The following is a 25209-nucleotide window of genomic DNA, read 5'->3' as shown; positions in this document are numbered from 1 at the left end:
ACTACAAGCGAGCCAGCGCAGAACCCCATGTAAGACCGCCGCCCAAGGCTTCCATCAACACAAGATCACCTTTTTTGATGCGCCCATCACGCACGGCTTCATCTAAAGCCAAGGGAATCGAAGCGGCTGACGTATTGGCGTGCCGGTCTACCGTGACCACAACCCGCTCTGGCGGTAGCCCCAGCTTTTTGCCCACCCCTTCAATAATGCGAATATTGGCTTGATGTGGCACCAGCCAAGATACATCGCTGTAAGACAGGCCTTCTGCCTCAAGCGCTTCATCAACAGAAGAAGACAGCTTGGCCACGGCATGACGGAACACGTCACGCCCGCTCATTTTAAGGTGGCCGCTCATGTCGCGGCGACCTACTGCGCCATCAACATACAACAGGTCACCCGCGGTGCCATCAGAATGCAAATGGGTAGAGAGCAAGCCTGCTTTACCAGCCTCGTCTGTGCCACTTAGCACAACAGCGCCTGCGCCATCACCAAAGAGCACACAGGTGCCACGGTCAGACCAGTCTACAATGCGAGAATAAACTTCGCTGCCAATAACAAGCACATTACGCGCTTGGCCTGAGCGAATGAACGAGTCTGCTGTTGCAAGCGCAAAAATAAAGCCAGAGCAGGCAGCCGCAATATCAAACGCAAAACCCTGCGCCATACCCAACTCAGCCTGAATACGCACAGCCGTTGCGGGAAAGGCTTGGTCTGGGGTGGAGGTACCCACAATAACCGCATCAATATCTGCTGCTGTTAGGCCTGCATACTCTAGCGCTTTACGCGCAGCTGCGGCCCCCATGCTTGTTGCGGTGTCTTGTGGGCCTGCAATATGGCGGCGGGTAATACCGGTACGGGTTTTTATCCACTCGTCAGAGGTCTCAAGTCGGGCTGCCAGTTCATCGTTGGTTACGACCCGATCTGGCAAAAAGCCGCCAAACCCTACCAGAAGCGAACGTCTCGCCATCTCTGCTCTTTCATTGTTCGGCACGCCGGGCTGCATTCAGCACGCAGCACGCCGCTCTTCATTCATTGTGCGTTAAGAGACCGCTTCTGCTGGCTCACGCTCTATCGAGGATTGCTGATGCGACAAAAGTGCCCCCATGAGTGAGAGCCGTTCACGCATACCATCATTGAAGCCATGTGTTACCATGTCCATGGCAACATCAACTGCGGCGGCAAACCCTTCTGCATCGGTGCCACCGTGAGACTTCACAACTACGCCATTTAGGCCAACAAATACGGCACCGTTATAGCGGCGCGGGTCAAGCCATTCCTTCATACGCTCCAAACCGGGGCGCACAAGCAGGTAGCCAAGCTTGGCAACAAGGCTACGGCTAAAGACCTGACGTAACAGGGCGGTTGCCATTTTAAGCACCCCCTCGCCTGTTTTAAGCGCCACATTGCCGGTAAAACCATCGGTCACAACAACATCTGTCGTGCCAGCGGTAATGTCATGGCCTTCTACAAAGCCATGAAATTGGGCAGCCAAGGGGCTTGCGCGCAGCACTTCGGCCGCAATGCGCAATTTTTCATCGCCCTTGAGCTCTTCAGACCCAATATTAAGCAGGCCAATACGGGGGGCTGGCAGGCCAAGAACAGCCTTGGCAAAGGCCTCACCCATTACGGCAAATTCTACAAGATTACGCCAGTCGCAGGCTATATTGGCCCCAAGATCAAGCATGACAACATCACCCTTAACAGTTGGGCTGATAGCTGCCATGGCCGGGCGTGAGATACCGGGCATGGTCTTGACGACAATTTTAGCTAACGCGAGCATAGCACCGCTATTACCGGCAGAAACAACGCCACGCGCACGCCCACTGGCTACAGCATCCATTCCCAGGCGCATGGAAGACTTCCGTACCCGAAGGGCTGCGGTCGGCTTCATTTCCATGGGAATGGACTCATCTGTATGCCAGATGGTGCAAATGGCTTCTGCTTTCGGGTGCTTGGCTAGCAGCGGGCGAAGCTTTGCTTCATCGCCCGTCAGAAGCACACGCATACCGGGGTGACGATCTGCTGCAAGGGCAAGTCCGGCTACGACCACATCGGGAGCACCATCTCCACCCATTCCGTCTACAGCAAGGCTGTACACCTCACTCTGTTCTGACACGGATGTTTCTGGAATCTCTCTATTGCTCATGCCTACTTCTCTGCCATACCGCAGATACCCACTCCTAATACGTGTTCTGTGCCCTTAATCTGTTTATTGGGTTAAGGGCACAAACCTGAAATCAGGCGCGAACGGCGACTTTCAGTGCTTTACCAGCTGCAATCACTTCACGACCATCGTAGTGGCCGCAGTGGCTGCAGATGTTGTGTGGGCGTTTCAGTTCGCCACAGTTTGAGCATTCAGCATGAGCCTCCACACGAAGTGCTTCATGGCTGCGACGCATGCCACGACGTGAAGGCGAGGTTTTTCTTTTAGGTACAGCCATGGGCCCGAGCCCCTCCAAACAAATCTTAAAAGACTACAAATGGCGGCAAAAGCCATATTGTAGACAAAACAAACAGGTTCATTAACCAGATTGAGCGCGGGCTGTAGCAGAGCGCAGCCCGTTTCGCAAGCAACAGCTCAAGAAAACACGCGCCAACACATTAGTTATCCTTGCGGCGCAAGCGCTCTAAAGAGGCAAAAGGGTTAACACGCTCTGCCTGTGCTTCTTTCTGCGCCCGCCTTTCAACCTCTTCTTCCTCTATCACAAGGCCGGGCGGCAGGGCTGCATCGGGCGCGTGTGGGTAAAGGGGCAGGTCTAGGGCAAATTGCTCTATGGCTGCCTCACCAAGGTCTACGGAGTCTCCTTCATAAGGAATTTCGTCTACCGCTTCCAGATCTGGCTCTGCGGTTTCTACAAAATGTTCCTCTGGTACAAACTTGACCGTAAACGACCCAGCCAGAACATCTTCAAATGGTTCGAGTGTGCGCACGCACTCTTGTTTGAAGCGCGCTGCTAAAGCCCCATGCGCCGTAACCTCGCTGCGGGGGCCAGCCTGCAGCTGGTACTTGCAGCGCAGCATGCTCACCTCTGGTATGTTAAGGCGCTCAGCAATGCGCAAACATTCCTCAGGCGTGGCTTCCACTGTTACAGAAAGCCCCCCTGCCCCGATTCGACGAACCGCCGTGAGGCGTGAAAACTCAGACTTAGGAGTCATGAAAACCTCCTGAAAAATGTGCAGGACACACGAACATGGCAAAACACGGCTCCACAACACTTTTACGGAGCACGGTATTGCCGTATCATAAACTTGCGGCACAGTAAGAGCTTGATCTGCATTTTTCGGGCAAAACCCCAAAGAATGCTCTATTGAGCAATTGACGCACCGAGCCCGTTGGGGCATCGGACAAAGAACTGGCATGTTTGCGCCTGCAAGCATGCTAAACGCGCTTGGCTACCCGGCAAGCGCCCAAAACGGGGTACCTGACAGACCATGATGCCGCAACGCTCACACTCCATGATGCGTCTTCGTAAAGCAGGCAGTCTTGTTGCTGCTCTGTGCGTTTTGTCCGGCTGCGCTGTTTTTCGCCCAAGCCCCATACCCCGTGGCTCTTTGATTGAGCCAGATGACTATAACCAGCTTATTCCCGGCACCAGCACCCGTGCTGATGCGGTTGACCTGTTAGGCTCGGCCACCACAAAAGGTGCGTTTGACGACAACACATGGATTTATATTTCCATGACAACCTACCTACGCCCCATTGATTTTCCGGGCGTTAAAAAGCAGCAGGTTGTGGTGCTTAAATTTGACCAAGCTGGCAAACTCGACAGCCTGCGCACCCTTAGCCGTAAAGATTCCCGTCGCGTCGCTATGATTAGCCAGGTTACGCCAACACCGGGCACGCGCATTAACGTGCTCCAGCAAATTCTGGGTAACGTGGGCCGCTACAACCCTATGCAAAACCTTATGGGGTCTGGCAGCACAACCGGTACAGGCATGATGGGCCAGAACTCCGGCCCCGGCCATTTTGGGTCTGGCAACACTCTCTAACCCACAGCTTACTGGCTGCCTGAGTTAAAAAGCTTACTCAGGCAGCACTATCCGAACCCGCAGCCCACCTTGTGGGGCATCTGCTAGTTCCATTTCCCCGCCATGTGCACGAATAATGTCGCGCGAGATGGTAAGCCCTAGGCCTGTACCGCCCCCACGCCCGCTTTCAAAAGCACGAAAAACGGCCTCTCTGCGCTCTGGGCTTATACCGGGGCCGTTATCATCTACCCAAATACTAATACCCTCCGCCGTACTACGCGCTGTAATGGTTATACCTGCGTTATGCCTACGAGCGTTATCAAGCAAATTCATAACCGCACGGCGCATGGCGTTAGGGCGCATAGTTGCCACAAGCCCTTTTTGTACGCTTATTGCTTGCACCTGCGTGCCAACACGGCGAGCGTTGGTCACGACATCATGCAAAAAGGGGCCGAGCTCGACTGGTTCTGGCGTTTCTGCTCCCTCACCGCGTGCAAAAGAGAGGTAGCTGTCAATCATATGTTCCATCTCAGCCACGTCTCCCACCATGGCTTCAATGTCTTCTTTCAGCGTTTCGGCCTGAAGGGTGCCAGACTGCGGCATCATTGCCAAAGACAGCCTTAAGCGCGTTAAGGGGGTTCTCAGGTCATGAGACACCCCGGCCAGCACCCCAGTACGTTGGTACACAAAGCGGTAAATGCGGTCTTGCATGCGGTTAAAAGCCACCGCAGCCTTACGCACTTCCTGCGCACCTTCTGGGCGAATAGGGCCAATATCACGCCCTAACCCAAACTGCTCTGCCGCATACGCAAGGCGTAAAATAGCCCTTACCTGGTTACGCATAACAAGGCTGGCAATAGCAAACAGCAGCAGCGAACTGCCCAGCGCCCATGCCACAAACAACAGGATCTGGCCGGTATCTAAACGCTTTCTGGGCGCTTCAACTTCCAGCACCCCATCACTCAACTGTATGGAAATGGTAACAATGTGCGGGTCGTTATGCCAATTCACAAAAAATGGGTAATCAATGGCTGTTTCAAGGCCTCGGGCTAGGTCTTCATCCATTGGCCCCAAAACATGGTTAAACCCTGTGCGTGTTAGTTTGGCATTGGGTTTCCATGTTTCTACAAGCTGCAAATGGTCTCTGGCCTGTTGCACAAACCATTCTTTATCGCTTTGTGAGTGCAGCCGCTCTAACGCGTTGAGAGAAAGAACAATTTCAGACGCTACCGCCCCAGACAAACGGCGCGAAACGACTTTAAGAAAATTGCCATAAAATAGCTCAAGCGAGATAGCTTGCGTTATAAGCAGCGGTATAAAAACGATCAGCAATGAGCGCCGTAACAAAGAGCGAGGCACAACACGCCTGACAGATTTTTCAACCGTGCGAGACTGAAAAATCCGTCTGGGAAAGCATCTAAAAACCCGCCACCGCATAGGCCTTACTGCACACCGGGTTTCAGCACGTAACCCCGCCCCCTAATGGTGTGTAAAAAGCGTGGCTCGCGCGGGTCTGGCTCTATACGGCGGCGTAAGCGGGTTACTTGCACATCTACCGCGCGCTCACCAATTTCTGCCATATCCAAAGCTGCGGCTATTTCATCACGAGAGAACACTTCGTTAGGCCTGCGGGCCAGAACAGCCAGCAAAGCGGCCTCACCACCGGTGAGGTGAATATTGCCACTTGGGCCAGACAATAGCGCCCGTCCGGGGTCAAACTCTTTATCACCCAACCGTATAATGCGCAGGTTATCTGCCGCTGGGGCCGGGGCCAAGCGCCGTAAATGGGCTTTAAGCCGCAGCAAAAGCTCGCGCGGCTCAAACGGTTTGCCCAAATAATCATCGGCTCCGGCCTCTAGGCCGGTAATGCGGTCTTCTGGCTCACCACGTGCCGTAAGAAGCAGAATAGGAAATTCCTGCCCTGCGTCACGCAAGGCGCGGGTTAATTGCAGCCCGTCTTCTCCGGGCATGGTTACGTCCAGCACCATAGCATCTGGCTGAATACCCTCTAATGCCCGGCGCGCCTCTGTGGCGTTGGCTGCAACGCTTACGCGCAGGCCATTTTCAGCAAGGTAGCGCTGTAAAAGGCGGCGTAGGCGGGCATCATCATCAACAACGATAACGTGGGGGGCTGTGCCCTCTTCGTGCGTAAAATCGTGCGAGTTATGCGCCATAACGAGCCTTCTTTCGCGTCATACTTTCATCTGCCATTACCGTGCGGCTGCTTTCTGAGAGCATGCCCCACATAACCCGGCGAAACCCTTCTACCGCCGTACCGCCTGCCTCTCGGTAGGCATCAACCAAACGGTGCCGAACAACAGCAAACAGGTGCACTTCAACACTCAGCCCTTCTTTGCTCAAGCGTAAAAGTTTTTGCCGCCTGTCACGCAGGCAAGACTCGCTCTCTAGGTAACCACGCTCTTGCAGTTCACCCAAGGTGCGGCCCAAACTTTGCTTGGTTACCCCTAAAATTTCTTGCAAGCGACTAACCGGAATACGCGGGCTAAACGCTAAAACCTGCAAAACGCGGTAATGCGCCTGCCCCAATTGCAATTCTTCTAAAATGGGGGCCATGGCCTTGGCCATGTCTCGGCCTGCTAAAAACATCATGGTTTGGGCCAGCCTAATTTGCTCTTCACGTAAAAAGAGCAGGCCAGCGCCAGCTTCATCAGTGGGGCGGTAAGCTGTCATGCAGGGTTACACCCTTACCCTAACCCACAGCAGAGGCGGCAGAGGCGCGCGCACTACCCGGTAAACCGCCAAGTATTTTTGCTTTAAACTTGCCAAAGCGCAGTACGCCAGCCAGCCTACGCTCAACAAATGCGTCCATAACGGCAGCATCATGCCCGCGTGCTAACCAATAAAGCAGCGTTGCCCCATAAATACCGCCCAGTGTCAGCCTTTTGGTAAGATAGGTCATGCCAGAAGAATGATCTTGTGCCGCATGCCATATGGCATTGATGGTGCGCAGCATTGTGCGGCGTAAAGCGCCGCCTGCGCAAGGTGATGCTAAAACACCAAACCCGGCCCGTGCCCCAGCACGCATGGCAGGGTCGGCCGGTAAGCGTACCAGCAAAGCCTCTTTAACCCGCTGGCTTAAGCGTGGCTCATCTGTGTCGGCTATGGCTTCTATCATGTCGCGGTCACACAGGTCTGACCATGCCTCAACCAACTCAACCACCCCACCGGGAAATAAGAGGTCTGCCTCTGGCCCGGCAACGTCTCGCAGCACAGCAAGACTCCACCCTTGTTGCCCTGCTACGGCGGCTATTTTGCGCAATGCGGCATCGCGCACGGGGTCGTGCTCTAGCGGCGCTGGCATACTACCTGCTGCAAGCCCGGCAACAGCAAACGCAATAGCCTGCCGCACTTTATCACCTGCCATACCGCTCATGCCTGCACTCCATACTTTAGCATTTCCGCCTCAAATTTCAGGCGCGCCAGATCTGTCATCCGCATGGGATAGAGAAACCCGTCTAAATGATCCATTTCATGTTGCATGACATGCGCCCGAAACCCAGAGGCCACACCCTCTACCCGCTGGCCCGTATGGTCGTACCCTGCATAGCGGACCCGCTTGTAACGCGGCACTTCACCCCGCAAGCCGGGAATGGAGAGACACCCTTCAATGCGCTGTATAATTTCTGCCCCTTCAGGCTCAAGTTCAGGGTTAATTAAAACCTGCACGTCCAATGCTGGGTCGTCCTCCCCCTCGCTGCGGGCTTGCGGCACAGAATACAAAAAGAGTCTTTTAGAAACATGCACTTGTGGCGCAGCCAACCCAACACCGCCCGCATCAGCCAAGGTTTCTTGCATGTCTTCTATAAGGCGTTGTGTGTCCTCAGAGAGGATATCGGGCACCTCTTGCGCGCGTTTGAGCAAAACAGGGTGGCCCATACGGGCAATTTTAAGTAAAGCCATGGTGCCTTTCCTTACGTGGGCAGAAGTAAGTCACAAGAGTTTGTTGATAAGAAGCAAGAACGAATTGTGTCTTTATGCAAGCCCGTGTTATAGAGACGCCCAATAGAGGAATCGGTGGCGCGTGGTGCGTTCTGCTTGTTCTTTTTTCATATCACATCAAAACCGGGGTAAACCGGGTTTTTTGAAACAGGGGTTAGTGACCAAGTGCACGTTCTCGTCCGTGACAACAATGTCGATCAGGCTCTTAAGGCACTCAAAAAGAAAATGCAGCGCGAAGGCATTTTCCGTGAAATGAAGCTGCGCCGCCACTTTGAAAAGCCGTCTGAGCGTAAGGCTCGTGAGTCTGCTGAAGCAGTTCGTCGCGCACGCAAGATGGAACGCAAGCGCCTGGAACGCGAAGGCTTCTAAGCCTTTCGCTTCAAGCACCATAAAAAAGCCGGGCCACCCCAAGGTGCCCGGCTTTTTTTGTGCCTGCTGCTATGCCTAAAACGGTATAACCTGCCGTAATAGCCACCCGCTCCCTACCCCAACTAAAACTGTAACCAGTAAAGAACAGCGCGTTGCCGCCAATGCCGTTACGGCAAGTGCCAGCAAGTCTGCCCCTTTGCCAGAGGCAAAGTCTGGCGCTAACACAGCAACCAATACGCAGCCGGGGGCTACCTCCATAACCTTGGCAGTACGGAGCGAAATATGCCGCCCGTTAAGCAGCCAATAGCCACCAATGCGGGTGCAGTATGTTACAAACGCCATAAGTAAAATGGTAAGAATGGTCATGGCTTGGCTAAAACCCAAGCCGTAAGCGCGCCAGACAAAGCACCCAGCGGCACATACCACCCCTTTGGCAGCAACACGTATGCCGTAATGGCCACACCCAATGTTACCGCCCACGGCAGGGCTGAATACACGCCTTTCCACATACCGCGCAGCAAAACAAAAAACACAGCGGGAAACGCCATATCAAACCCATAGCGTGTTACATCACCCAATACCGGGCCTATGGCCGCCCCTATGGTCGTACCCACAAGCCAGCTCAGATACAGCCCAAGCGAAACACCCATGTAATAAGCAAGGCTAAAGCCGTGTTTACGGGCATCTGCCAAACTTAGCGCCCATGTTTCATCGCACATGAAAAATAGAAAACAGAGCACTTTCCGGCGTGGCACACGGCTTAAATAGGGTGCCAGTGCAGCCCCCATAAGAAGGTGGCGGCTATTCACCAAAAACGTAATACCAACAATCAGCGCTATATGCGGCGGTGATGTCCATAACCCTACCGCCGCAAATTCTGAACCACCGCCAAAATTAAGGCCGGTCATGAGGGGTACATCAAGCAGGCTAAACTGCTTAAGGCGGGCCTGCGCACCCAGCACTAACGCAAAAGGTACAAAGCCAATCATAATAGGTAAGGCCGCGCGCGCACCACGCCAAAGCTCTGCCCGCTGGGGTGCTGCGGGCTGGAAAGACGCCGCTTCTTGCCTATTCACCTCAGCCTTCCCCCATTCAAGCTTTATAGTCTGCTGCGTTGCAAAACCGCTCTGTGTAATACGTGTGCTGCGTAAAACACCTTTGTACGGCTGGCTTCTTAATGCTTATCCATCAAGCGTTGGGAAAGATAAACAGCCTCCAGCGCACGCTCATGTGCCACCTCTGCCGCATTAACAGTACCAGAGTGCCCACCTTCAATATCTTCATAATAAAAAAACGGTTTTTTAAAGCGTTCCATTTTGGCGGCAAAGCGTCTGGCATGGAGTGGGCCAACGCGGTCATCGCTCGTGGCGGTAAAAATAAAGGGTACCGGGTAATGCACCTCTGGCTTTAGGTGCCTAAGCGGAGAAATTTTCTTTAGAAACTCAGCCTCTTCGGGCACAGACATAGAGCCATATTCAGCCACCCACGATGCCCCGGCAGACAAAGTTTCGTAGTTTTCCATGTCTAAAAGAGGCACGCCAATAACAACCGCATTCCATTGCGTGGGGTGCTGCACCATTTCTACACCAGCCAGCAGCCCACCATTCGAGCGGCCCCGAATACCTAAATGCTGCGGGTTGGTAATATGGCGCTGCACCAGATCCTGCCCGACAGCGGCGAAGTCATCATACACTTTTTGGCGGCCTGCTTTACGCCCTGCTTCGTGCCATTGCGGGCCAAACTCACCCCCACCACGAATATTGGCCACCACGTAAACCCCACCCCGCTGGAGCCATAACTGCCCGACTTCGGGCATGTAAGTGGGCGTGTATGAAAGCTGAAAACCGCCATACGCACTCAGCACTGTTGGGTTAGCACCTGTTAGTGCCATAGCCTTACGGTGCACGGCAAAATAAGGAATATGCGTTCCATCAGCAGATTTGGCCCAGAGCTGCTCCATCACCAGATCAGATGTTTTAAAGCAGGGGGCCTCTGCTTTTATTTTTTTAGGCTGCTCTTGTTCTTCCACTAACCACAGTTGTTGGGGGGTCAGATAGTTTTCCACGCTTAAAAAAGCTGTTTCAGACTGTGGGTTAGCCGCCACAATATGCACCGAAGACATATCCGGCACATCAAGCGGCTCCATGCTCCAGGGGCGGCCCGGCTGCACGGGTTCAAAGCGCATAGCGCGGCCACGCACATTATCCAGCAACGTTACTAAAACCGTATTTTTGGTAATACCCACCTGGTCAAGCGCCTGAGACGGGTCGGGCGTAAAAATAACCTCTACCCCTTGCTCTAAGGCCTTGGGGTCTAGGGCAACCAAGCTACCGGCAGGCACAACGGGTAAACCCTTTGGTTTCCAGTCATCTTGCACAGACACAATCAGGCGGCCTTTTGCAAAGCCATGCACTTCACTTTTAGGGGGCAAGGCCAGCCAGTTCAGGTGCGCCCCGTCCCACACGGCGTAGCGGGTTTCAAAAAATGTTATATTACGCAGGATCAGAACAAGGCGCTGCCCATCACCATCGGTAAAAGTTAAGGGGGCCACCATCATGTCAGACGGTCTGCCCCGATACACTTCAGTGGCTTGCTCAAGGGGCTTACCGCGCTGCACCGCCTTTACCACAAACGGATAGCCTGATGATGTCAGGGTTGCTCCATCATTCCCCCATGCGCGGGCCACTAAAACAGTGTTGTCATCAACCCAAGCGGCTTGTTGCTTAGCCCGTGGGAAAACAAACCCACCAGATATAAACTGCCCTGTTTGAGTATTATATTCTCGGAGTGTTTGGGCATCCTCTCCTGCGTTAGAGAGCTGCACCAAACAATGCTCTGCCGCTGGGGCGAGGCACTCGGCCCCTTCAAACACCCAGTTTATCTGCTCTTTGGCAGCCAGCGCGTCTATATCGAGCTTACTCTGCCACTTAGGGGTTTGAGAAAGATAAGAACGGTACGATGTAGCCCGCCATACCCCATGCGGGTGGTGCGCGTCTTGCCAAAAATTCCAAACACCACCAGCCTGTAACTGTGGCAGCGGCACTCTATCTGGGGCCTGCAAAGCGGCCAGCGTATTTTTATAAAACCCTTTAAAACGGTGGTCTTTTTCTAAAATAGAGAGCGTTTTATGGTTCTGGTGCTGCACCCATTCCATAGCCTGCTTGCCGTGCAGATCGTTTAAAAAACTATAGTCTTTCTGGTTATCGGGTGTTTGCGCCTGCCCATGAACGGCGCCACCAGTCATAACCATTGCTGATGTAGCCCATGTCAGTATCCAACACCCCAAACGCATCAAGACGTTTCCTTTTTCCGTTCTCTACTTGTGGCCTTAAAAAACATTTTATAACGCAGGCACACAGCTCTGTCGTGGCTACCAGCCAAAAAAACAGGCCAGCCCATAACGAGCTGGCCTGCAAAACCCCTTAGAAGCCGCGTTTACAGCCTAAAGGCGTAAAAGGCATTAAGCCTGTGCTTTATCAAGCTCATTCACAATGGCAGCACCCATTTCAGACGTGCTAACCCGTGTTTTGCCTTCGCTCATAATATCGGCTGTACGCAGGCCATTGGCCAAAACCGCAGCAACTGCCTCTTCAATCAACTGGGCTTCTGCTTGGTAATCAAAAGAGTAGCGCAGCAGCATGGCAAAAGAGAGAATTTGCGCAATTGGGTTTGCAATACCCTGCCCAGCAATATCTGGCGCACTCCCATGAATGGGCTCGTACAATGCCGGGCATTTGCCAGCACTATCTGCCGCACCTAACGTTGCAGAGGGCAACATACCAAGGCTGCCTGTTAGCATGGAGGCAAGGTCAGACAGCAGGTCACCAAACAGGTTGCCAGTTACCAGCACATCAAACTGGCGCGGGTTACGCACCAACTGCATGGCGCAGTTATCTGCCAGCATGTGGGTCAGTTCAACGTCTGCATACTCACGGGCGTGCAGGTCTGTAACAACCTCTTTCCACAGCAGGCCGCTTTCCATCACGTTGCATTTTTCTACAGAGCACACGCGGTTGGAGCGTTTACGGGCCAAGTCAAATGCAACACGGGCAACGCGCTCAATTTCAGAAGTAGTATAAACTTCTGTATTAATGCCGCGCTTGCTGCCATCCGCCAATGTTTCGATCCCGCGCGGGTTACCAAAGTAAATACCGCCCACGGTTTCGCGCACAATCATAATATCAAGCCCGCGCACAACATCGGGCTTGAGTGTGCTGGCATCAACCAGCGCATCAAACACTTTAGCAGGGCGTAGGTTAGCAAACAGGGCCAGTTCCTGACGCAGCTTTAAAATGGCCAGTTCTGGGCGTTTTTCAAAGCCAACATGGTTCCAGCGCGGGTCACCAACAGAGCCAAACAGCACCGCATCTGCTGCACGGGCCTGCTCGATCACGTCATCACGAATTGGCTCACCGTACTGCGCCAGAGAAGCCCCACCCACGAGGTCTTCTGTAATAGCAAAAGACAGACCGCGCTTTGCTTCAAGCCACGCAATAATATGGCGTACTTCCTGCATAACTTCAGGGCCAATGCCGTCACCGGGCAGGATAAGCAGCTTTTTAGCTGGCTGGCTGGTCATGAAACTCTCCAAACTCAATCAGTCGATGGAAATTTTTGGCATCCAAGGGCGTTCGTGCGCCACTTGGGTTTCAAACGTTTTAATTTCACCCTCATGTTGAAGGGTCTGGCCAATATCATCCAGACCTTCAAGCAGCATATGCTTACGGAAGGGGTCGATCTCGAACGGCACTTCCTGCCCGTCAGGGCGGATCACAACCTGGCGGGGCAGGTCAACGGTAAGACGTGCGTTGCTGCCCATTGCAGCATCACCCATCAGGGCGTCACACACGTCACGCGGCAAGCTAATGGGCAGAATACCGTTTTTGAAGCAGTTGTTAAAAAAGATATCTGCAAAAGACGGTGCAATAACGCAGCGAATACCAAAATCGAGCAACGCCCAAGGCGCATGCTCGCGTGATGAGCCACAGCCAAGGTTATCATGCGTAATCAAAATTTCAGCATGCCGCCACGGCAACTGGTTCAGCACAAAATCAGGGTTTTCAGACCCATCTGGCTTGTAGCGCATGCTATCAAACGCATGCTTGCCAAGCCCGGTGCGCTGGGTCGTTTTGAGAAAACGGGCCGGAATAATTTTGTCTGTATCAATGTTCGCTTCGGGCAGTGCCGCAGCCACAGCAGACAGAACCGTAAATTTATCCATTATGCCAGCTCCCTTACGTCTGTCAGGCACCCTGTTACTGCCGCCGCTGCCGCCATTGCGGGAGAGAGCAAGTGCGTACGCCCACCCGGCCCCTGCCGCCCCTCAAAATTACGGTTAGAGGTAGAGGCACACCGTTGGCCCGGTGTTAAGCGGTCGGGGTTCATGCCAAGGCACATAGAGCACCCTGCTTCACGCCATTCAAAACCGGCATCCAGAAAAATCTGGTCTAGGCCTTCTTCTTCCGCCTGCCGTTTTACAAGGCCTGAGCCGGGTACAATCATGGCGCGCACGCCCTCAGCCACTTTGCGGCCAGCCGCAACCTGTGCCGCAGCGCGCAGGTCTTCAATGCGGCTGTTGGTGCAAGAGCCAATAAACACGACATCAACGGGGGTACCGGCAATTTTCTGCCCGGCTTCCAGCCCCATATACTCAAGCATACGCACCATTTGCGCACGCTTGGCGTCGTCTGCTTCCTGTACCGGGTCTGGCACGGTATCTGTAATGGCCAGCACGGTTTCTGGGCTGGTGCCCCATGTTAAGCTCGGGGCAATATCTTCTGCCCGCAGGCTCACTTCTTTATCAAAATGCGCGCCATCGTCGGTAGAGAGGGTACGCCAGTACGCAACGGCTTCATCAAACGCGGCACCTTTTGGGGCAAAAGGCCGCCCTTTAATATAGTCAAAGGTTGTGTCGTCTGGGGCCACAAGCCCGGCGCGTGCACCTGCTTCAATAGACATGTTGCACAGGGTCATACGGCCTGCCATGTCCAACCCACGAATGGCAGAACCAGCAAATTCAATAACGTGCCCAGTACCACCGGCTGTGCCAATATGGCCAATAATTGCCAGCATAATGTCTTTAGCAGACACACCCGCACCCGGTGTGCCCTCAACCGTTACGCGCATATTTTTAGCAGGCCGCTGCAAAATAGTTTGCGTGGCCATAACATGCTCAACTTCAGAGGTGCCAATACCAAAGGCCAAAGCCCCCATAGCCCCATGGGTAGAGGTATGGGAGTCACCGCACACAATGGTCATGCCGGGCAGCGAAATACCCTGCTCTGGGCCAACGACGTGCACAATACCTTGGTTGGCAGACAGCAGCGGAAAGTAAGGAACACCAAATTCCTTAACGTTGCGCTCCAGCGTTTCAATCTGGTTGCGGCTTTCCGGCTCTTCTATGGGCTGGCTACGGTCAGATGTTGGCACGTTATGGTCAACAACGGCCACAGTCATTTCTGGGTGGCGCAGGCGGCGGCCAGCAAGGCGCAACCCTTCAAAAGCCTGCGGGCTTGTCACCTCATGTACAAGGTGGCGGTCAATATAAAGGATAGAGGTGCCATCCGGCAGGGTCTCGACAACGTGGTGATCCCAAATTTTGTCGAATAACGTACGCGGCGCCATGGCCCTCCCCTTTCATGACTATGGTGCGGTCAACACAGAAAGGTCTGGCCTGAAATTTTACCCGGCCTATAGCCCGGCACAGTGCGCGGCAAATTGCCCAAACACGGGGGCACACAGATAAAAACAGACCTGAACGTTCTGAGAGATGAAAAACCGCGCCTTCATCTTCATACTATCACAAAGACCCGGCCGGGCCTACGCCCAGCCGGGTTTTTCGTCAACAGGTGGCACGGTGGCCAGCCTGTTGTTTTTTAGCCAGCAGCAGCCGGTGTAACCACGTCACGTGGGCGTTCTGCAATACGAGCAGACTTACCGCTACGGCCACGCAGGTAGTACAGTTTTGCACGACGCACTTTACCACGACGCACAACCTTGATTTCAGCAATGGTTGGTGCGTACAGCGGGAACACACGTTCCACACCTTCACCGTTAGAAATTTTACGCACGGTAAAGTTGCTGTTCAGGCCTTTGTTAGAGCGTGCAATTACAACGCCTTCAAAAGCCTGCAAACGCTTACGCTCACCTTCAACAACCTGCACGGAAACACGCACGGTGTCGCCTGCTGCAAATTCCGGCACGGCGCGTGCTTCAGACAGACGCGCAATTTCGGCAGCTTCATACTGCTGAATAATGTTCATATCCGTATCCTTCCTCAAACCCCAGTTTGGCGTACCTTACCGGACACCCCGGCGGCAGCCTCATTCTTTTCCCTGCGAGCCAGCCAGGCAGACCACAGGTCCGGCCGTCTTTCCCGCGTTATTTCTTCAGCCTGCTTTTGCCGCCACGCGGCTATTGCCGCATGGTTACCAGAAAGCAGAACCTCCGGCACATCTTGCCCCTGCCATGTGGCGGGACGGGTGTAATGCGGGTATTCAAGCAGGCCATCGGAAAAACTTTCCTCAATACCGCTTGCATCGCTCCCCATTACGCCGGGTAACAACCGGACACATGCATCCAGCAAAACCAGAGCGGCTGTCTCTCCCCCAGACAAAACATAATCTCCGATAGAGACCTGCTCGACTGAGTGGGCTTTCAGCACTCGCTCATCCACACCTTCAAAGCGCCCGCATATAAGCACCACACCGGGGCCTTGCGCATAGCGGCTCACATCCTTCTGGCGCAGCGGGTAACCACGCGGTGTTAAAAACACCCGTGGCATATCCTGTGGGGCATCAATGGCCGAGAGCGCGGCATCTGCCACATCTGCCCGGATCACCATACCCGCACCGCCACCAAATGGCGTGTCATCAACAGCTCTGTGCCGCCCCAGCCCATGCTGGCGCAGGTCGTGCGTAGCGCAAGACCATACGCCCCCATCAAGCGCGCGCCCGGCCAATGATAGACCAAGCGGCCCCGGAAACATTTCCGGAAAGAGGGTTAAAACTGTTGCCTGCCAGCTCATGCTGAATGCTCAGCCTTTTGCGCACCAGATACAGCCTTACCAACACCCTGCCCTTCTTCACCCGAAATTTCTGACGGGCGCACAATGGTTAGGGTGCGTTTGGCAAGATCAATTTCTGGCACGCAAGCGCGTGTGAACGGAACAAGAAGGCCGCCTTCCAGCTCAAGGCTGGCACCGCCACCATAGTCATGCACCATAGCAACACGCCCCAACACCTGCCCGGCTTCAAGAGCGTCCATGCCAATCAGGTCGGCATGGTAGAACTCTTCTTCTTCCGTTTCAGGCAAGGCGGCACGCGGCACATAAAGGCGGGTGTTTACCAGCCCCTGCGCTGCTGTGCGGTCTGCCAGCGGGCGGCCCTGTGCATCGCACAGCTCTGCCACGCCATCGGCCCCACGCCAACGCAAAGACCAGCTACGGCCCTGCTCGTCCTGCAAAACCTCGTAATCCTCTAACGCTGTGGGGTCTTCTGCATAGCTATGCACGCGCACAAGGCCGCGCACACCATGCGGTCTACCCACAACGCCAATCAGGATAAGGTCTGGACGCATGTTCTGATCTGCTCGGCTTTAGCCTTAGGCTGCGGCTTCGGCAGCTTTAGCTGCAGCAGCGGCGCGTTCCTGAGCTTTCTTTTTAGGAGCAGACTTTTTAGGCTGCTCTGCATAAGCAGGCTTAGGAGCCAGACCAGCGTTACCCAGGAAACGGGCTACACGGTCGGTAGGCTGTGCACCCTGAGAGATCCAGTGCGTAATACGCTCACCAACCAGACGCACGCGCTCAGCATGGTCAGATGGCAGCATTGGGTTGTAAGCACCCACTTTCTCAATGAAACGACCATCACGCGGGGAACGGCTGTCTGCCACAACAATGTGGTAGTACGGACGTTTTTTTGCACCTGCGCGGGCAAGACGAATTTTAAGACTCATTCAGACTTCTCCAAACCCAGAAAAACTTTACAGAGAAACAGGCCGCTTAGCGGAAGGGACGACCGCCACCAGACGGCCCTCCACCCATTCCTTTAGGCATGAGCGCAGACAGCCCCTGGCGCATGAGACCTTTCACGCCCAGCTTGTTAAAGCGCTTCATCATGTCGGACATCATTTCAAACTGCTTAAGCAGTTTGTTAACGTCCTGAACGGTGTTTCCAGACCCTGCGGCAATACGCTTCTTGCGTGATGCCTTGATGATAGCGGGATTTTTCCGCTCACCTTTGGTCATGGATGAAATTATGGCCAGGTGCTTTTTGAGAATGGAGGTATCAAGTTCTTTGTCCCCCATTGCTTCTTTCAGCTTACCCATACCCGGCAACATACCCATGATACCGGAAATAGACCCCAGCTTATTGATCTGGCGGATCTGAGACGCATAATCATCGAGGTCGAACTTACCAGCCATCATTTTTTTGGCCAGGCGTTCGCCTTCTTCATGGTCAAGCGTATCAGCCGCTTTTTCAACCAACCCAGCAATGTCACCGAGGCCCAGAATACGGCCCGCAACACGCTCAGGGTGGAATTCTTCTAAGGCGTCCAGCTTTTCGCCAGAACCTGTCAGTTTAATAGGCGCGCCGGTAATGGCCTTCATGGACAGGGCGGCACCACCACGGGCATCACCGTCCATACGGGTCATAACAACACCGGTTACACCCACTGCCTCGTTAAAGGCTTTCGCAGTGTTTACGGCGTCCTGCCCGGTCATGGCATCCACAACCAGCAGGGTTTCGGCGGGCTGCGTGGCAGCACGTACCTGCCGCACCTCTTCCATCAGTGCTTCGTCTATGGACAGACGGCCTGCGGTATCGAGAATGACAACGTCAAACCCTTCGCGGCGGCCTGTATCCATTGCACGATGGGCAATTTCAACCGGTGTTTGCCCAGCAACAATTGGCAAAGACACCACACCAGCCTGCTCGGCCAGCTGCGCCAACTGCAGCTGTGCGGCGGGGCGCTGCGTATCCAGAGACGCCAGCAAAACCTTTTTACGCTCACGCGTTTTAAGGCGCAGCGCAATTTTACCAGAGGTGGTGGTTTTACCAGAACCCTGCAAACCCACCATAAGAATGGGCACAGGGGCCACTGCATTAAGGTTAAGCGGCACTGCACCAGCACCACCCAACGCATCGATCAGGGCGTCATTAACAATTTTAGCAACGGCCTGACCGGGAGAAATGCTTTCAAGCACCTCAGCACCAACAGCGCGTTCCTTAACTTTGTTTACGAAGTCTTTAACCACAGGTAGCGCCACGTCTGCATCCAGCATAGCCAGACGCACCTCGCGCATTGCCTCCATAACATCGGCTTCGGACAGCGCGCCACGCTTGGCGAGTCCATCAAAAACCCCGGAAAGCCTACCTGAGAGAGCCTCGAACACTACATCACTCCATAAGAAAACACGCCACTGCGCGAACACTCGCGAGGTGGCGATCCTGTGAATTAAGAGAGGGGTTAAGCCACCCCCCTCGCTGAGTCAAGAAACTTCTGGTTTTTACTGTGCGGCAGCTTTAGGCGTGGGGTGCTGTAGCTCACGCAGCTGGTCCATCAGGTCACGCACTTTAGCCTGACGCTCTTTAATCTGGGTCAGTTGCTCTGTGCTCAGCACGTCATGAATTTGCTCGGCCACATCAAGGTGGCGGGCTTCCTGCTGGGCACGCAGGCTGGCCTGCTGCTGGAGCAAGGCTGTAATTTTGGTACGGTCTAATGTACCGGGCTCGCTCAGCAAATCCTGAATTTGGCGGTGTACGCGGCCAATATCATCACGGATTGAATCGGTCTGGTCTTGCTCATGCGCCTGCTGAACAATGGCATCAATTTTTTTCTGCTGCTGCGCGGTCAGGTCAATACCTTCAAGCATGGAAGGCCCGCCCCACACAGGTGCGCCCGGCCCGCCTGCTGCGGGTGCCCCGCCGTGGTGGGGGTGCGCCATAACAGGCAACGCCACAAGCGAAAGCCCTACCATGGCAGCGGCAGCCAGAACACCATTCCTGTACTTCATGACAACAAACCTTTGCTAAAAATACCAGACCCTGCGGCAGAGTCGGCAAAAGAGCCGGATAGGCGGGTCTTCTTAGCAGATTTTTACTCAACTCATGGAGTAAAGAATAACAACCACCGGGATAATACCGAGCAAGAACCACGCGCCCATAGCGCATGTTGCCGCTAAATGGGCCGCACGGGCCTGTAGGCGCTGCCGGTTAGAACGCGCTGGTTTGCTTACCTGTACGGAGGCAGCACCAAAATCAGATTGCATCATGCTCTCCTTATGCCAACCCCTAGTGGGGCATAAACTCAGGCCGATTCACGCTGTTTCGTTACGGGCCTTACATGCGCTGGCTAAAAGGCAAATTCGTGGCAGAAAGCACGCCTCTTTTATAAAATATCTGACAAACAAGTTTACTGTAAAAAAGCCCGGCACTGTGCGCAGTAAAACAGGGCCAAAACATTGCAGCACCTACACCAACAGCCCTGCGCCACACTGTACGCGCCAAAGTAACAAGGTGCACAGTCTGGCATCTCAAAACATGCCAGACTGGCGTAAATTCTTTATTTCAATGCCCTGTTACTGGCGGGCCAATGCAAGAAAGCGCATGGCATCTGCCACATCACGCGTGAGGGTGGCTATACGGTCGGTTATTTCCGTATCCTGGCCCCAACGCTGCATTTGCGCTTGCTCATCTAATGTGGCGCAGGCTGCAAGGGCTTCTGGCGTGGTGTCGGCTTTTACGGCGGCCAAGCCTAAAACAAAACTGCCCAGCGCGGGTATAGTCACGGCCAATGCGGCTAACTCTGCCGGAGTAGCGGCCTCTAACACACCACGCAGTTTGGCAAGTGTTTCTGCATTTTGGGCAATAGGCATAACCCCTTCAGACACCGCAAATTGGGCCCCAAAAGCATTCGCACACCATGCCAGCCACTTGCCCCACTGCTCTTGCTGCGCCTGAGCAAGAGATGAGCCAGCACTGGCCCGGTAACACAACAGGTCTGTACCCGCATAAGCCAGCAGGCTTTCTACCACGCCCGCTTTTTGCTGGGGTATGCGCTCAAGCATAGACCCGGCAATACCCGTTAGCGGCAAGTCTTCTGCCTTAAACAGGCCACCCACCTGTTGCCCCGCTTCCTGCCATTCAGCCGCAAGGGCCTCAGCCAAGGCGCGGCTTGCCACACATAAGGGGGTGCGTTCTGGTAACTTTATAGGGCGGCCATCAAGCTGCACAGCATACCCGTTTTCGGTAGGTACAACCTCTGCATGTTTCCAAAACCGTTTACGCCCAGCCGGTGTTGCTACTGGCTGCTTTACACTCTCATTCATTGAAAAAGACCCAAACCCCGCAACATATTCATCACTTTACCACCCTTACCGTGCTCTGGTGCCTTGGCCGTGGGGCCAGCCGCCCCTTCCCGCGCGGCAGAGAGAAGCGTTGGGCAGTTATCACCACCCCCATCATCCCCTCCAATGGTAATGCCGTACTGCCCACTATAGGTTGGCTCCATTTTTGGCACGGGTGCTGCAAACGTGCCCGTTACCCGCACATCAGACCCCGCAGAGGCACCCCCTAACGCCAACCGGGGCGACAGGAGCAGGTCAAGCGTGTGTGTGCCTAACCCAACCGTGCCGTGCCCGTGCAAAGACAGAAAATCTGTCTCAAGCCCAATCAGGTCAAAGGTGGCGGTACCATCTGCCACTTGCAGGTGGGCGCCAAAGCAGCGCACTGGCATTTTGCCTTTAAGGGGCACCTGCGGGCCAAGTAGCGTGCGCAATGCCGCCCCGCCAATCTCGCCATCAACAACAGAAGCCCCAATATGCCCCACCGCACTTTGTTGTAAGGCTGTGGCATTGCCCCCATGCGCACTAACTGTGCCTACAAGTGCCAACGTGCCACGCATAAGGGCTGGGGCCCCCACTACCTGTTGCACCACACTAAGCGGGAGCAAAACAGGCCGCGCAGAGACATCTAGCTGCGGTACAGCACCAGCCGCATCGTAAACAAAATGGCCAGATTGCTGTATACCGTCACTTTCTGCCTTAATAGGGTCTATGCTCAGGCGGGCATTCTGTACCGCCACATGAGCTGCGACAGCGCTCCAGCTTTGGCCACGCCAGGCAAAATGGGGGGCCTGCACATCAAGCGCGCCATTTAAACCCCGTATCATGTCTAACGCGGTATGTTTGCGCACAAGGCTAAGCGTATTTTGTGCGTCTAGGTGGCCATCAATTTTCAGGTCTTCAAGTGTCGGGTTATTTTCACCCAATGCCACGTGAGCCAATGCGCCATGCACATCCAACCCAGACTGTGCGGCCCCTAATGTGCCAGACACATGCAGGTTAGACTCGCCATCGGTTAGCGTTAGGTCTGCTGGCAACGTGGCATGCAGGGGGTCTTGGGCTATAGTTGCCACTTGCGCCAATGTACCTACGCCGCCCCGCAGCGTAAGATTTTGCGCGCCCAGCTTACCCTCCAGCACAATAGCTAAGGCCTCATCTGGGTTATTAGCGTCTAACGTTAGGCGGCTTAAGGTAGCCCCGGGCAAGAGCTGCGTAAGGTCAACCTGCCCTGCCCGTGCATGCAAACTTTGCAGCAAGGGCTGCTTGCCCTCACCGCCAATAAGCCCATCAACCGAAATATTCTGCCCCTGCGGCAACCCGGCATGCGGGAAGAAAACCTCTAAATTTTGCAACTGCCCTAACGAGCCACCAAAACTGAGCGCATAGCCCCGTTTTCCGGCAGGGTCAGACACTGTGCCATCTAGGTGGGCCAGCCCAGCCGGGTGGCCATCAAGCTGAAACACCAGCTTAGCCTCTACCGGCAAACTATCAGCCATCGCTGGGGCCAAGCGACCAGTTTGGGCCGTAAGGGTAACGCGGCCTTTGTCGCGCTGTAAAATGGCTTCAAGTGCGGGTTTTTCGCCCTCAAGGTGGTTCAGCTTCAGGCTTTCAACGGGCACATAACCGCTACGGTTGTGCAGGCTGTCCTGCCACTGCACATCACCCTTGCTGACCTGAAGGCTGGTAAGGCCAAAATTCCAATGTAGTTGGCCACCCGCCGGGCCGGAGGGGGCTGTGGTCTGTGCATCAGCCAAGCTGGCAGGTTTGGGGGTAAAGGCCCAATCAGCCCTGCCATCGGCCAAGCGCCGCAATACAACATGTGGGTTGGTGATACTGACATCATCCAGCACAATGCGGTGGTGAAACAGGGGGGCAAGCGCTAGGCGCGCCCGCACCGTTTCAGCGCGCAGCATATCTGGCCCGCCATCTTCAACCCCAGACAGCCCAACATCACGCGCTTCCACCCACGGGAAAGGCAGTAGCCACACATGCAAATGGCCAACGGTAAGCTGGCGGCCTGTACTTTGCTCTATAGCGGCCGCAACGCGGGTACGCAGCCATGTGGCATCTTGGGTGGCAGACAGCACACTACCCCCACCAACCAGCACCACAGCAGCACCGGCCAGCAGCCCTATTTTCCATTTTAACCGCATGGCCTGTTCTCCTGCTTAGTGGTGGTAACCCTACCCCCCACGGCGGGCAGGTTTGGGGGTTGAACCGGGTACAAACCCGAGAGCCCTAAATGTCTCACGCATATGCGGCGGCAATTCGGCACTCACAACCAGCCGCCCGCCTGCGGGGTGTGGCATGTCCAGTTCCCGCGCATGCAGGTGCAACTGGTCTATAAAGCCATCAACATGGGCTTTTTCGGCCCCGTATTTGGGATCTCCCAAAATAGGGGTGCCCAAAGACTCGCAATGCACACGCAACTGGTGGGTACGCCCTGTAAGCGGAGACAAAGCCAACCAAGAAAATTTACGGGCTGCCGAATCGACCACTTCGTAAGTGGAGCGGGCAAATTGTGCCTCTCCATCCTTCCGGTCTGCTGCCACCATAATGGCGTTAGGCCCCATACCTAAACGCACGAGCGGCTGGTCAATTTCACCAGAGAGCGGGTCTGGCCGCCCAACAACAACTGCCCAGTATGTTTTTTTAACGTCTCGCCCACGGAAAGAAGCCGCTAGTTTAGCTGCAACACCGGGGGTACGGGCCAGCAACAGCAGGCCAGAGGTATCACGGTCAATACGGTGCACAAGCCGGGGGCGTGGGTCATCTGCATTTTCACGCAGGCCGTCCAGCATCATATCAACATGTTTGGTAATGCCGGGGCCGCCCTGCACTGCCAAACCTGCGGGTTTGTTCAGCACAATAACCTGCTTGTCTTGGTACAGCACCATGCCTTTAATTTCGCGCACCAAGCGCTCATCTAGCTGGCGGGGGGCATCTGGTGCAGGCTTGTTGGCCTTGGGTATGGGCGGCACACGCACAGACTGGCCCGGTTGTAGGCGGGTAGAGGCTTCGGCCCGTTTACCATCAACCCGAATCTGGCCTGTACGGCACAGTTTCTGGAGCGCACCTTGGGTCAGGTGCGGGTAATGACGGCGGAAATAGCGGTCAAGGCGGATATCCGCCTCGTCTTCGCTGACAGTAAGAATCACAACACTCATGGCACGATATTCACGACTGGCGCCGATCCCGCAAGCGGGCCCATGTTTCTAAACGGTGTCGAACCTCACGCTCGAACCCTTTTCCCGTAGGTTTGTAAAAGGTTTGGCGCGGCATTCCATCGGGAAAATAATTCTGCCCCGAAAACCCTTCCTCGGTATCGTGGTCGTATTCGTAGCCCTTACCGTAGCCAATATCCTGCATGAGCCGGGTAGGCGCATTTAAAATATGGGCAGGCGGCATAAGGCTACCGGTGGCCTTAGCCGCACGGCGCACCGTATTATAGGCTTTATAAACCGCGTTGGACTTTGGGGCCGTGGCCAAATGCACTACAAGTTGGGCCAAAGCCAGCTCGCCCTCCGGTGAGCCAAGCCGTTCGTAAGTCTCCCACGCGGCTATGGCTAACGGTAGGGCGTGGGGGTCTGCCATGCCAACATCTTCTGCGGCAAAGCGGGTCATTCTGCGGGCTAGGTAGCGGGGGTCTTCACCGCCTTCAAGCATACGGGCAAACCAATACAGCGCCGCATCAGGGTCTGACCCGCGCATGGACTTATGCAACGCCGAGATCAGGTTGTAATGCTCCTCCCTATCCCGGTCGTACAGCACGGCGCGTTTAGCAAGCAGGCGTGAGAGTGCTTGTGCATCTAGCGGTTTATCGGTTTTTAAACTTAAAAGCTGCTCAACCATGTTCAGCAGGTAGCGGCCATCACCGTCAGCCATGGCGCGTAGGGTTGCACGGGCCTCTTCCGTTAATGGCAGAGGGCGGCCAGATTCTTCTTCGGCGCGTACTAAAAGGGCTTCTGTTGCGGCGTCGTCTAGCCGGTTAAGCACCATAACTTGGCAGCGTGAGAGCAAAGCCGAGTTAAGCGCAAACGAAGGGTTTTCTGTGGTTGCGCCAACCAGCACAATGGTGCCATTTTCTACAACCGGCAAAAAGCCATCTTGCTGGGCGCGGTTAAAGCGATGAATTTCATCAACAAAAAGCAGCGTACCCCCACCTGTTTCTGCCAGCCTGCGGGCGTTTTCAAACGCTTTTTTAAGGTCTGCCACCCCAGAAAAAACAGCAGAAAGCTGCACAAATTTTAGCCCAGATGCCTCTGCCAGCAAACGGGCAATGGTGGTTTTACCAACGCCCGGCCCACCCCATAAAATAAGGCTCGCCAAAGACCCCCGCTCAAGCATGCGTGTAAGAGTGCCATCTGGCCCAAGCAAGTGCGCCTGCCCCACTACATCGTCTAGCTTTTGGGGGCGCAGGCGGTCTGCCAGCGGTTGGTTAGGGGCTGGCCGTGCTGGGCGTTGGGCCTCTACCCCGTCAAACATGGGCGTTGATTCGCCCTGCCCAAACAGATCATCCCCTACCGTAGGCGTTGTTTGCCTTGCCGCCATGCCCTCTTGCCTTACAC

The 25209-nt window shown here is 54.8% G+C and carries 28 protein-coding genes; 2 read left to right on the top strand and 26 right to left on the bottom strand.

Translation table 11 applies throughout. The features are described 5' to 3' along the window. Nucleotide 1: 1 nt before the first annotated feature. The 4 genes from Abor_RS02290 to Abor_RS02275 form a co-directional block, all read right to left on the bottom strand. Nucleotides 2–967 (bottom strand): beta-ketoacyl-ACP synthase III, encoded by a 966-nt coding sequence (locus tag Abor_RS02290; RefSeq protein WP_048840298.1) that lies wholly within the window; start codon nucleotides 965–967, stop codon nucleotides 2–4. Between the two features lie 72 nt (nucleotides 968–1039). Next, nucleotides 1040–2146, bottom strand: a complete 1107-nt coding sequence (plsX, locus tag Abor_RS02285; protein ID WP_048840211.1) for a phosphate acyltransferase PlsX — start codon at nucleotides 2144–2146, stop codon at nucleotides 1040–1042. A 91-nt stretch (nucleotides 2147–2237) separates the two neighbouring features. Beyond that, entirely contained in the window at nucleotides 2238–2441 is a 204-nt protein-coding gene (gene rpmF, locus Abor_RS02280; RefSeq protein ID WP_084594324.1) for a 50S ribosomal protein L32, read from the bottom strand. A gap of 160 nt (nucleotides 2442–2601) precedes the next feature. Continuing rightward, nucleotides 2602–3156 (bottom strand): YceD family protein, encoded by a 555-nt coding sequence (locus tag Abor_RS02275; RefSeq protein ID WP_048840210.1) that lies wholly within the window; start codon nucleotides 3154–3156, stop codon nucleotides 2602–2604. Between the two features lie 276 nt (nucleotides 3157–3432). Here Abor_RS02275 and Abor_RS02270 point away from each other — a divergent pair, with 276 nt between their 5' ends. After that, a complete protein-coding gene (locus Abor_RS02270) occupies nucleotides 3433–3990 on the top strand; it encodes an outer membrane protein assembly factor BamE (RefSeq protein ID WP_084594323.1) in 558 nt (185 codons plus the stop codon). 33 nt (nucleotides 3991–4023) lie between these two features. Here the strand turns inward: Abor_RS02270 and Abor_RS02265 are convergent, their stop codons facing one another. From Abor_RS02265 to def, 5 genes are read right to left on the bottom strand one after another with little or no spacing between them, the layout of a single operon-like run. Then, nucleotides 4024–5406: an ATP-binding protein gene (locus Abor_RS02265; RefSeq protein WP_048840209.1), complete on the bottom strand. Its 1383-nt coding sequence runs from the start codon at nucleotides 5404–5406 to the stop codon at nucleotides 4024–4026. A 5-nt stretch (nucleotides 5407–5411) separates the two neighbouring features. Then, nucleotides 5412–6143, bottom strand: coding sequence for a response regulator (locus Abor_RS02260; RefSeq protein WP_048840208.1), 732 nt, complete (start codon nucleotides 6141–6143; stop codon nucleotides 5412–5414). Further along, on the bottom strand, nucleotides 6133–6660 hold the full coding sequence (locus tag Abor_RS02255; protein WP_048840207.1) for a MarR family winged helix-turn-helix transcriptional regulator: 528 nt from the start codon (nucleotides 6658–6660) through the stop codon (nucleotides 6133–6135). The genes Abor_RS02260 and Abor_RS02255 overlap by 11 nt, the downstream gene beginning before the upstream one ends. Before the next feature lie 19 nt (nucleotides 6661–6679). Beyond that, nucleotides 6680–7363 carry a ubiquinone biosynthesis protein COQ9 gene (locus Abor_RS02250; protein ID WP_084594322.1) on the bottom strand — a complete coding sequence of 228 codons (684 nt, stop codon included), beginning with the start codon at nucleotides 7361–7363 and terminating at the stop codon, nucleotides 6680–6682. After that, entirely contained in the window at nucleotides 7360–7890 is a 531-nt protein-coding gene (def, locus tag Abor_RS02245; protein WP_048840206.1) for a peptide deformylase, read from the bottom strand. The genes Abor_RS02250 and def overlap by 4 nt, the downstream gene beginning before the upstream one ends. A gap of 204 nt (nucleotides 7891–8094) precedes the next feature. On the opposite strand from def, the gene rpsU reads away from it, so the two are divergent. Beyond that, nucleotides 8095–8298, top strand: a complete 204-nt coding sequence (rpsU, locus tag Abor_RS02240) for a 30S ribosomal protein S21 (RefSeq protein ID WP_006557524.1) — start codon at nucleotides 8095–8097, stop codon at nucleotides 8296–8298. Nucleotides 8299–8373: 75 nt separating this feature from the next. Here rpsU and Abor_RS02235 read toward each other — a convergent pair whose 3' ends face one another. The 17 genes from Abor_RS02235 to Abor_RS02155 form a co-directional block, all read right to left on the bottom strand. Further along, complete coding sequence (locus Abor_RS02235; protein ID WP_048840204.1) at nucleotides 8374–8664, bottom strand: AzlD family protein; 291 nt, start codon at nucleotides 8662–8664, stop codon at nucleotides 8374–8376. Then, a complete protein-coding gene (locus Abor_RS02230; RefSeq protein ID WP_048840203.1) occupies nucleotides 8661–9374 on the bottom strand; it encodes an AzlC family ABC transporter permease in 714 nt (237 codons plus the stop codon). Before Abor_RS02230 ends, Abor_RS02235 begins: the two co-directional genes overlap by 4 nt. 98 nt (nucleotides 9375–9472) lie before the next feature. Then, nucleotides 9473–11590: a prolyl oligopeptidase family serine peptidase gene (locus Abor_RS02225; RefSeq protein ID WP_232015210.1), complete on the bottom strand. Its 2118-nt coding sequence runs from the start codon at nucleotides 11588–11590 to the stop codon at nucleotides 9473–9475. A gap of 168 nt (nucleotides 11591–11758) precedes the next feature. Then, nucleotides 11759–12877, bottom strand: coding sequence for a 3-isopropylmalate dehydrogenase (leuB, locus tag Abor_RS02220; RefSeq protein ID WP_048840202.1), 1119 nt, complete (start codon nucleotides 12875–12877; stop codon nucleotides 11759–11761). 18 nt (nucleotides 12878–12895) lie between these two features. Beyond that, on the bottom strand, nucleotides 12896–13519 hold the full coding sequence (gene leuD / locus Abor_RS02215; protein ID WP_048840201.1) for a 3-isopropylmalate dehydratase small subunit: 624 nt from the start codon (nucleotides 13517–13519) through the stop codon (nucleotides 12896–12898). Continuing rightward, on the bottom strand, nucleotides 13519–14922 hold the full coding sequence (leuC, locus tag Abor_RS02210) for a 3-isopropylmalate dehydratase large subunit (RefSeq protein ID WP_048840200.1): 1404 nt from the start codon (nucleotides 14920–14922) through the stop codon (nucleotides 13519–13521). The genes leuD and leuC overlap by 1 nt, the downstream gene beginning before the upstream one ends. 251 nt (nucleotides 14923–15173) lie before the next feature. Next, nucleotides 15174–15560 carry a 50S ribosomal protein L19 gene (gene rplS, locus Abor_RS02205; protein ID WP_048840199.1) on the bottom strand — a complete coding sequence of 129 codons (387 nt, stop codon included), beginning with the start codon at nucleotides 15558–15560 and terminating at the stop codon, nucleotides 15174–15176. Between the two features lie 14 nt (nucleotides 15561–15574). After that, nucleotides 15575–16324, bottom strand: coding sequence for a tRNA (guanosine(37)-N1)-methyltransferase TrmD (trmD, locus tag Abor_RS02200; protein WP_048840198.1), 750 nt, complete (start codon nucleotides 16322–16324; stop codon nucleotides 15575–15577). Further along, the gene (rimM, locus tag Abor_RS02195; protein ID WP_048840197.1) at nucleotides 16321–16875 is read right to left on the bottom strand and encodes a ribosome maturation factor RimM; all 555 of its coding nucleotides are present in this window, start codon (nucleotides 16873–16875) and stop codon (nucleotides 16321–16323) included. The genes trmD and rimM overlap by 4 nt, the downstream gene beginning before the upstream one ends. 24 nt (nucleotides 16876–16899) lie before the next feature. Next, nucleotides 16900–17250: a 30S ribosomal protein S16 gene (gene rpsP, locus Abor_RS02190; RefSeq protein ID WP_048840196.1), complete on the bottom strand. Its 351-nt coding sequence runs from the start codon at nucleotides 17248–17250 to the stop codon at nucleotides 16900–16902. 46 nt (nucleotides 17251–17296) lie between these two features. Next, a complete protein-coding gene (gene ffh / locus Abor_RS02185) occupies nucleotides 17297–18691 on the bottom strand; it encodes a signal recognition particle protein (protein ID WP_048840294.1) in 1395 nt (464 codons plus the stop codon). Between the two features lie 114 nt (nucleotides 18692–18805). Continuing rightward, complete coding sequence (locus tag Abor_RS02180; protein ID WP_048840195.1) at nucleotides 18806–19312, bottom strand: Spy/CpxP family protein refolding chaperone; 507 nt, start codon at nucleotides 19310–19312, stop codon at nucleotides 18806–18808. 87 nt (nucleotides 19313–19399) lie between these two features. Further along, a complete protein-coding gene (locus Abor_RS02175; protein ID WP_158319712.1) occupies nucleotides 19400–19570 on the bottom strand; it encodes a hypothetical protein in 171 nt (56 codons plus the stop codon). Between the two features lie 306 nt (nucleotides 19571–19876). Then, nucleotides 19877–20626, bottom strand: coding sequence for an ATP12 family chaperone protein (locus Abor_RS02170; RefSeq protein ID WP_048840194.1), 750 nt, complete (start codon nucleotides 20624–20626; stop codon nucleotides 19877–19879). After that, complete coding sequence (locus tag Abor_RS02165; RefSeq protein WP_048840193.1) at nucleotides 20623–22794, bottom strand: AsmA family protein; 2172 nt, start codon at nucleotides 22792–22794, stop codon at nucleotides 20623–20625. Before Abor_RS02165 ends, Abor_RS02170 begins: the two co-directional genes overlap by 4 nt. 30 nt (nucleotides 22795–22824) lie before the next feature. Continuing rightward, the gene (locus Abor_RS02160) at nucleotides 22825–23808 is read right to left on the bottom strand and encodes an RluA family pseudouridine synthase (RefSeq protein WP_048840192.1); all 984 of its coding nucleotides are present in this window, start codon (nucleotides 23806–23808) and stop codon (nucleotides 22825–22827) included. Between the two features lie 10 nt (nucleotides 23809–23818). Beyond that, a complete protein-coding gene (locus tag Abor_RS02155) occupies nucleotides 23819–25192 on the bottom strand; it encodes a replication-associated recombination protein A (RefSeq protein ID WP_048840191.1) in 1374 nt (457 codons plus the stop codon). Nucleotides 25193–25209: the final 17 nt, after the last annotated feature.

It is taken from the genome of Acetobacter orientalis, from assembly GCF_000963965.1.
GTDB lineage: Bacteria > Pseudomonadota > Alphaproteobacteria > Acetobacterales > Acetobacteraceae > Acetobacter > Acetobacter orientalis.
This window is presented reverse-complemented; position numbering and strand designations above follow the sequence as displayed.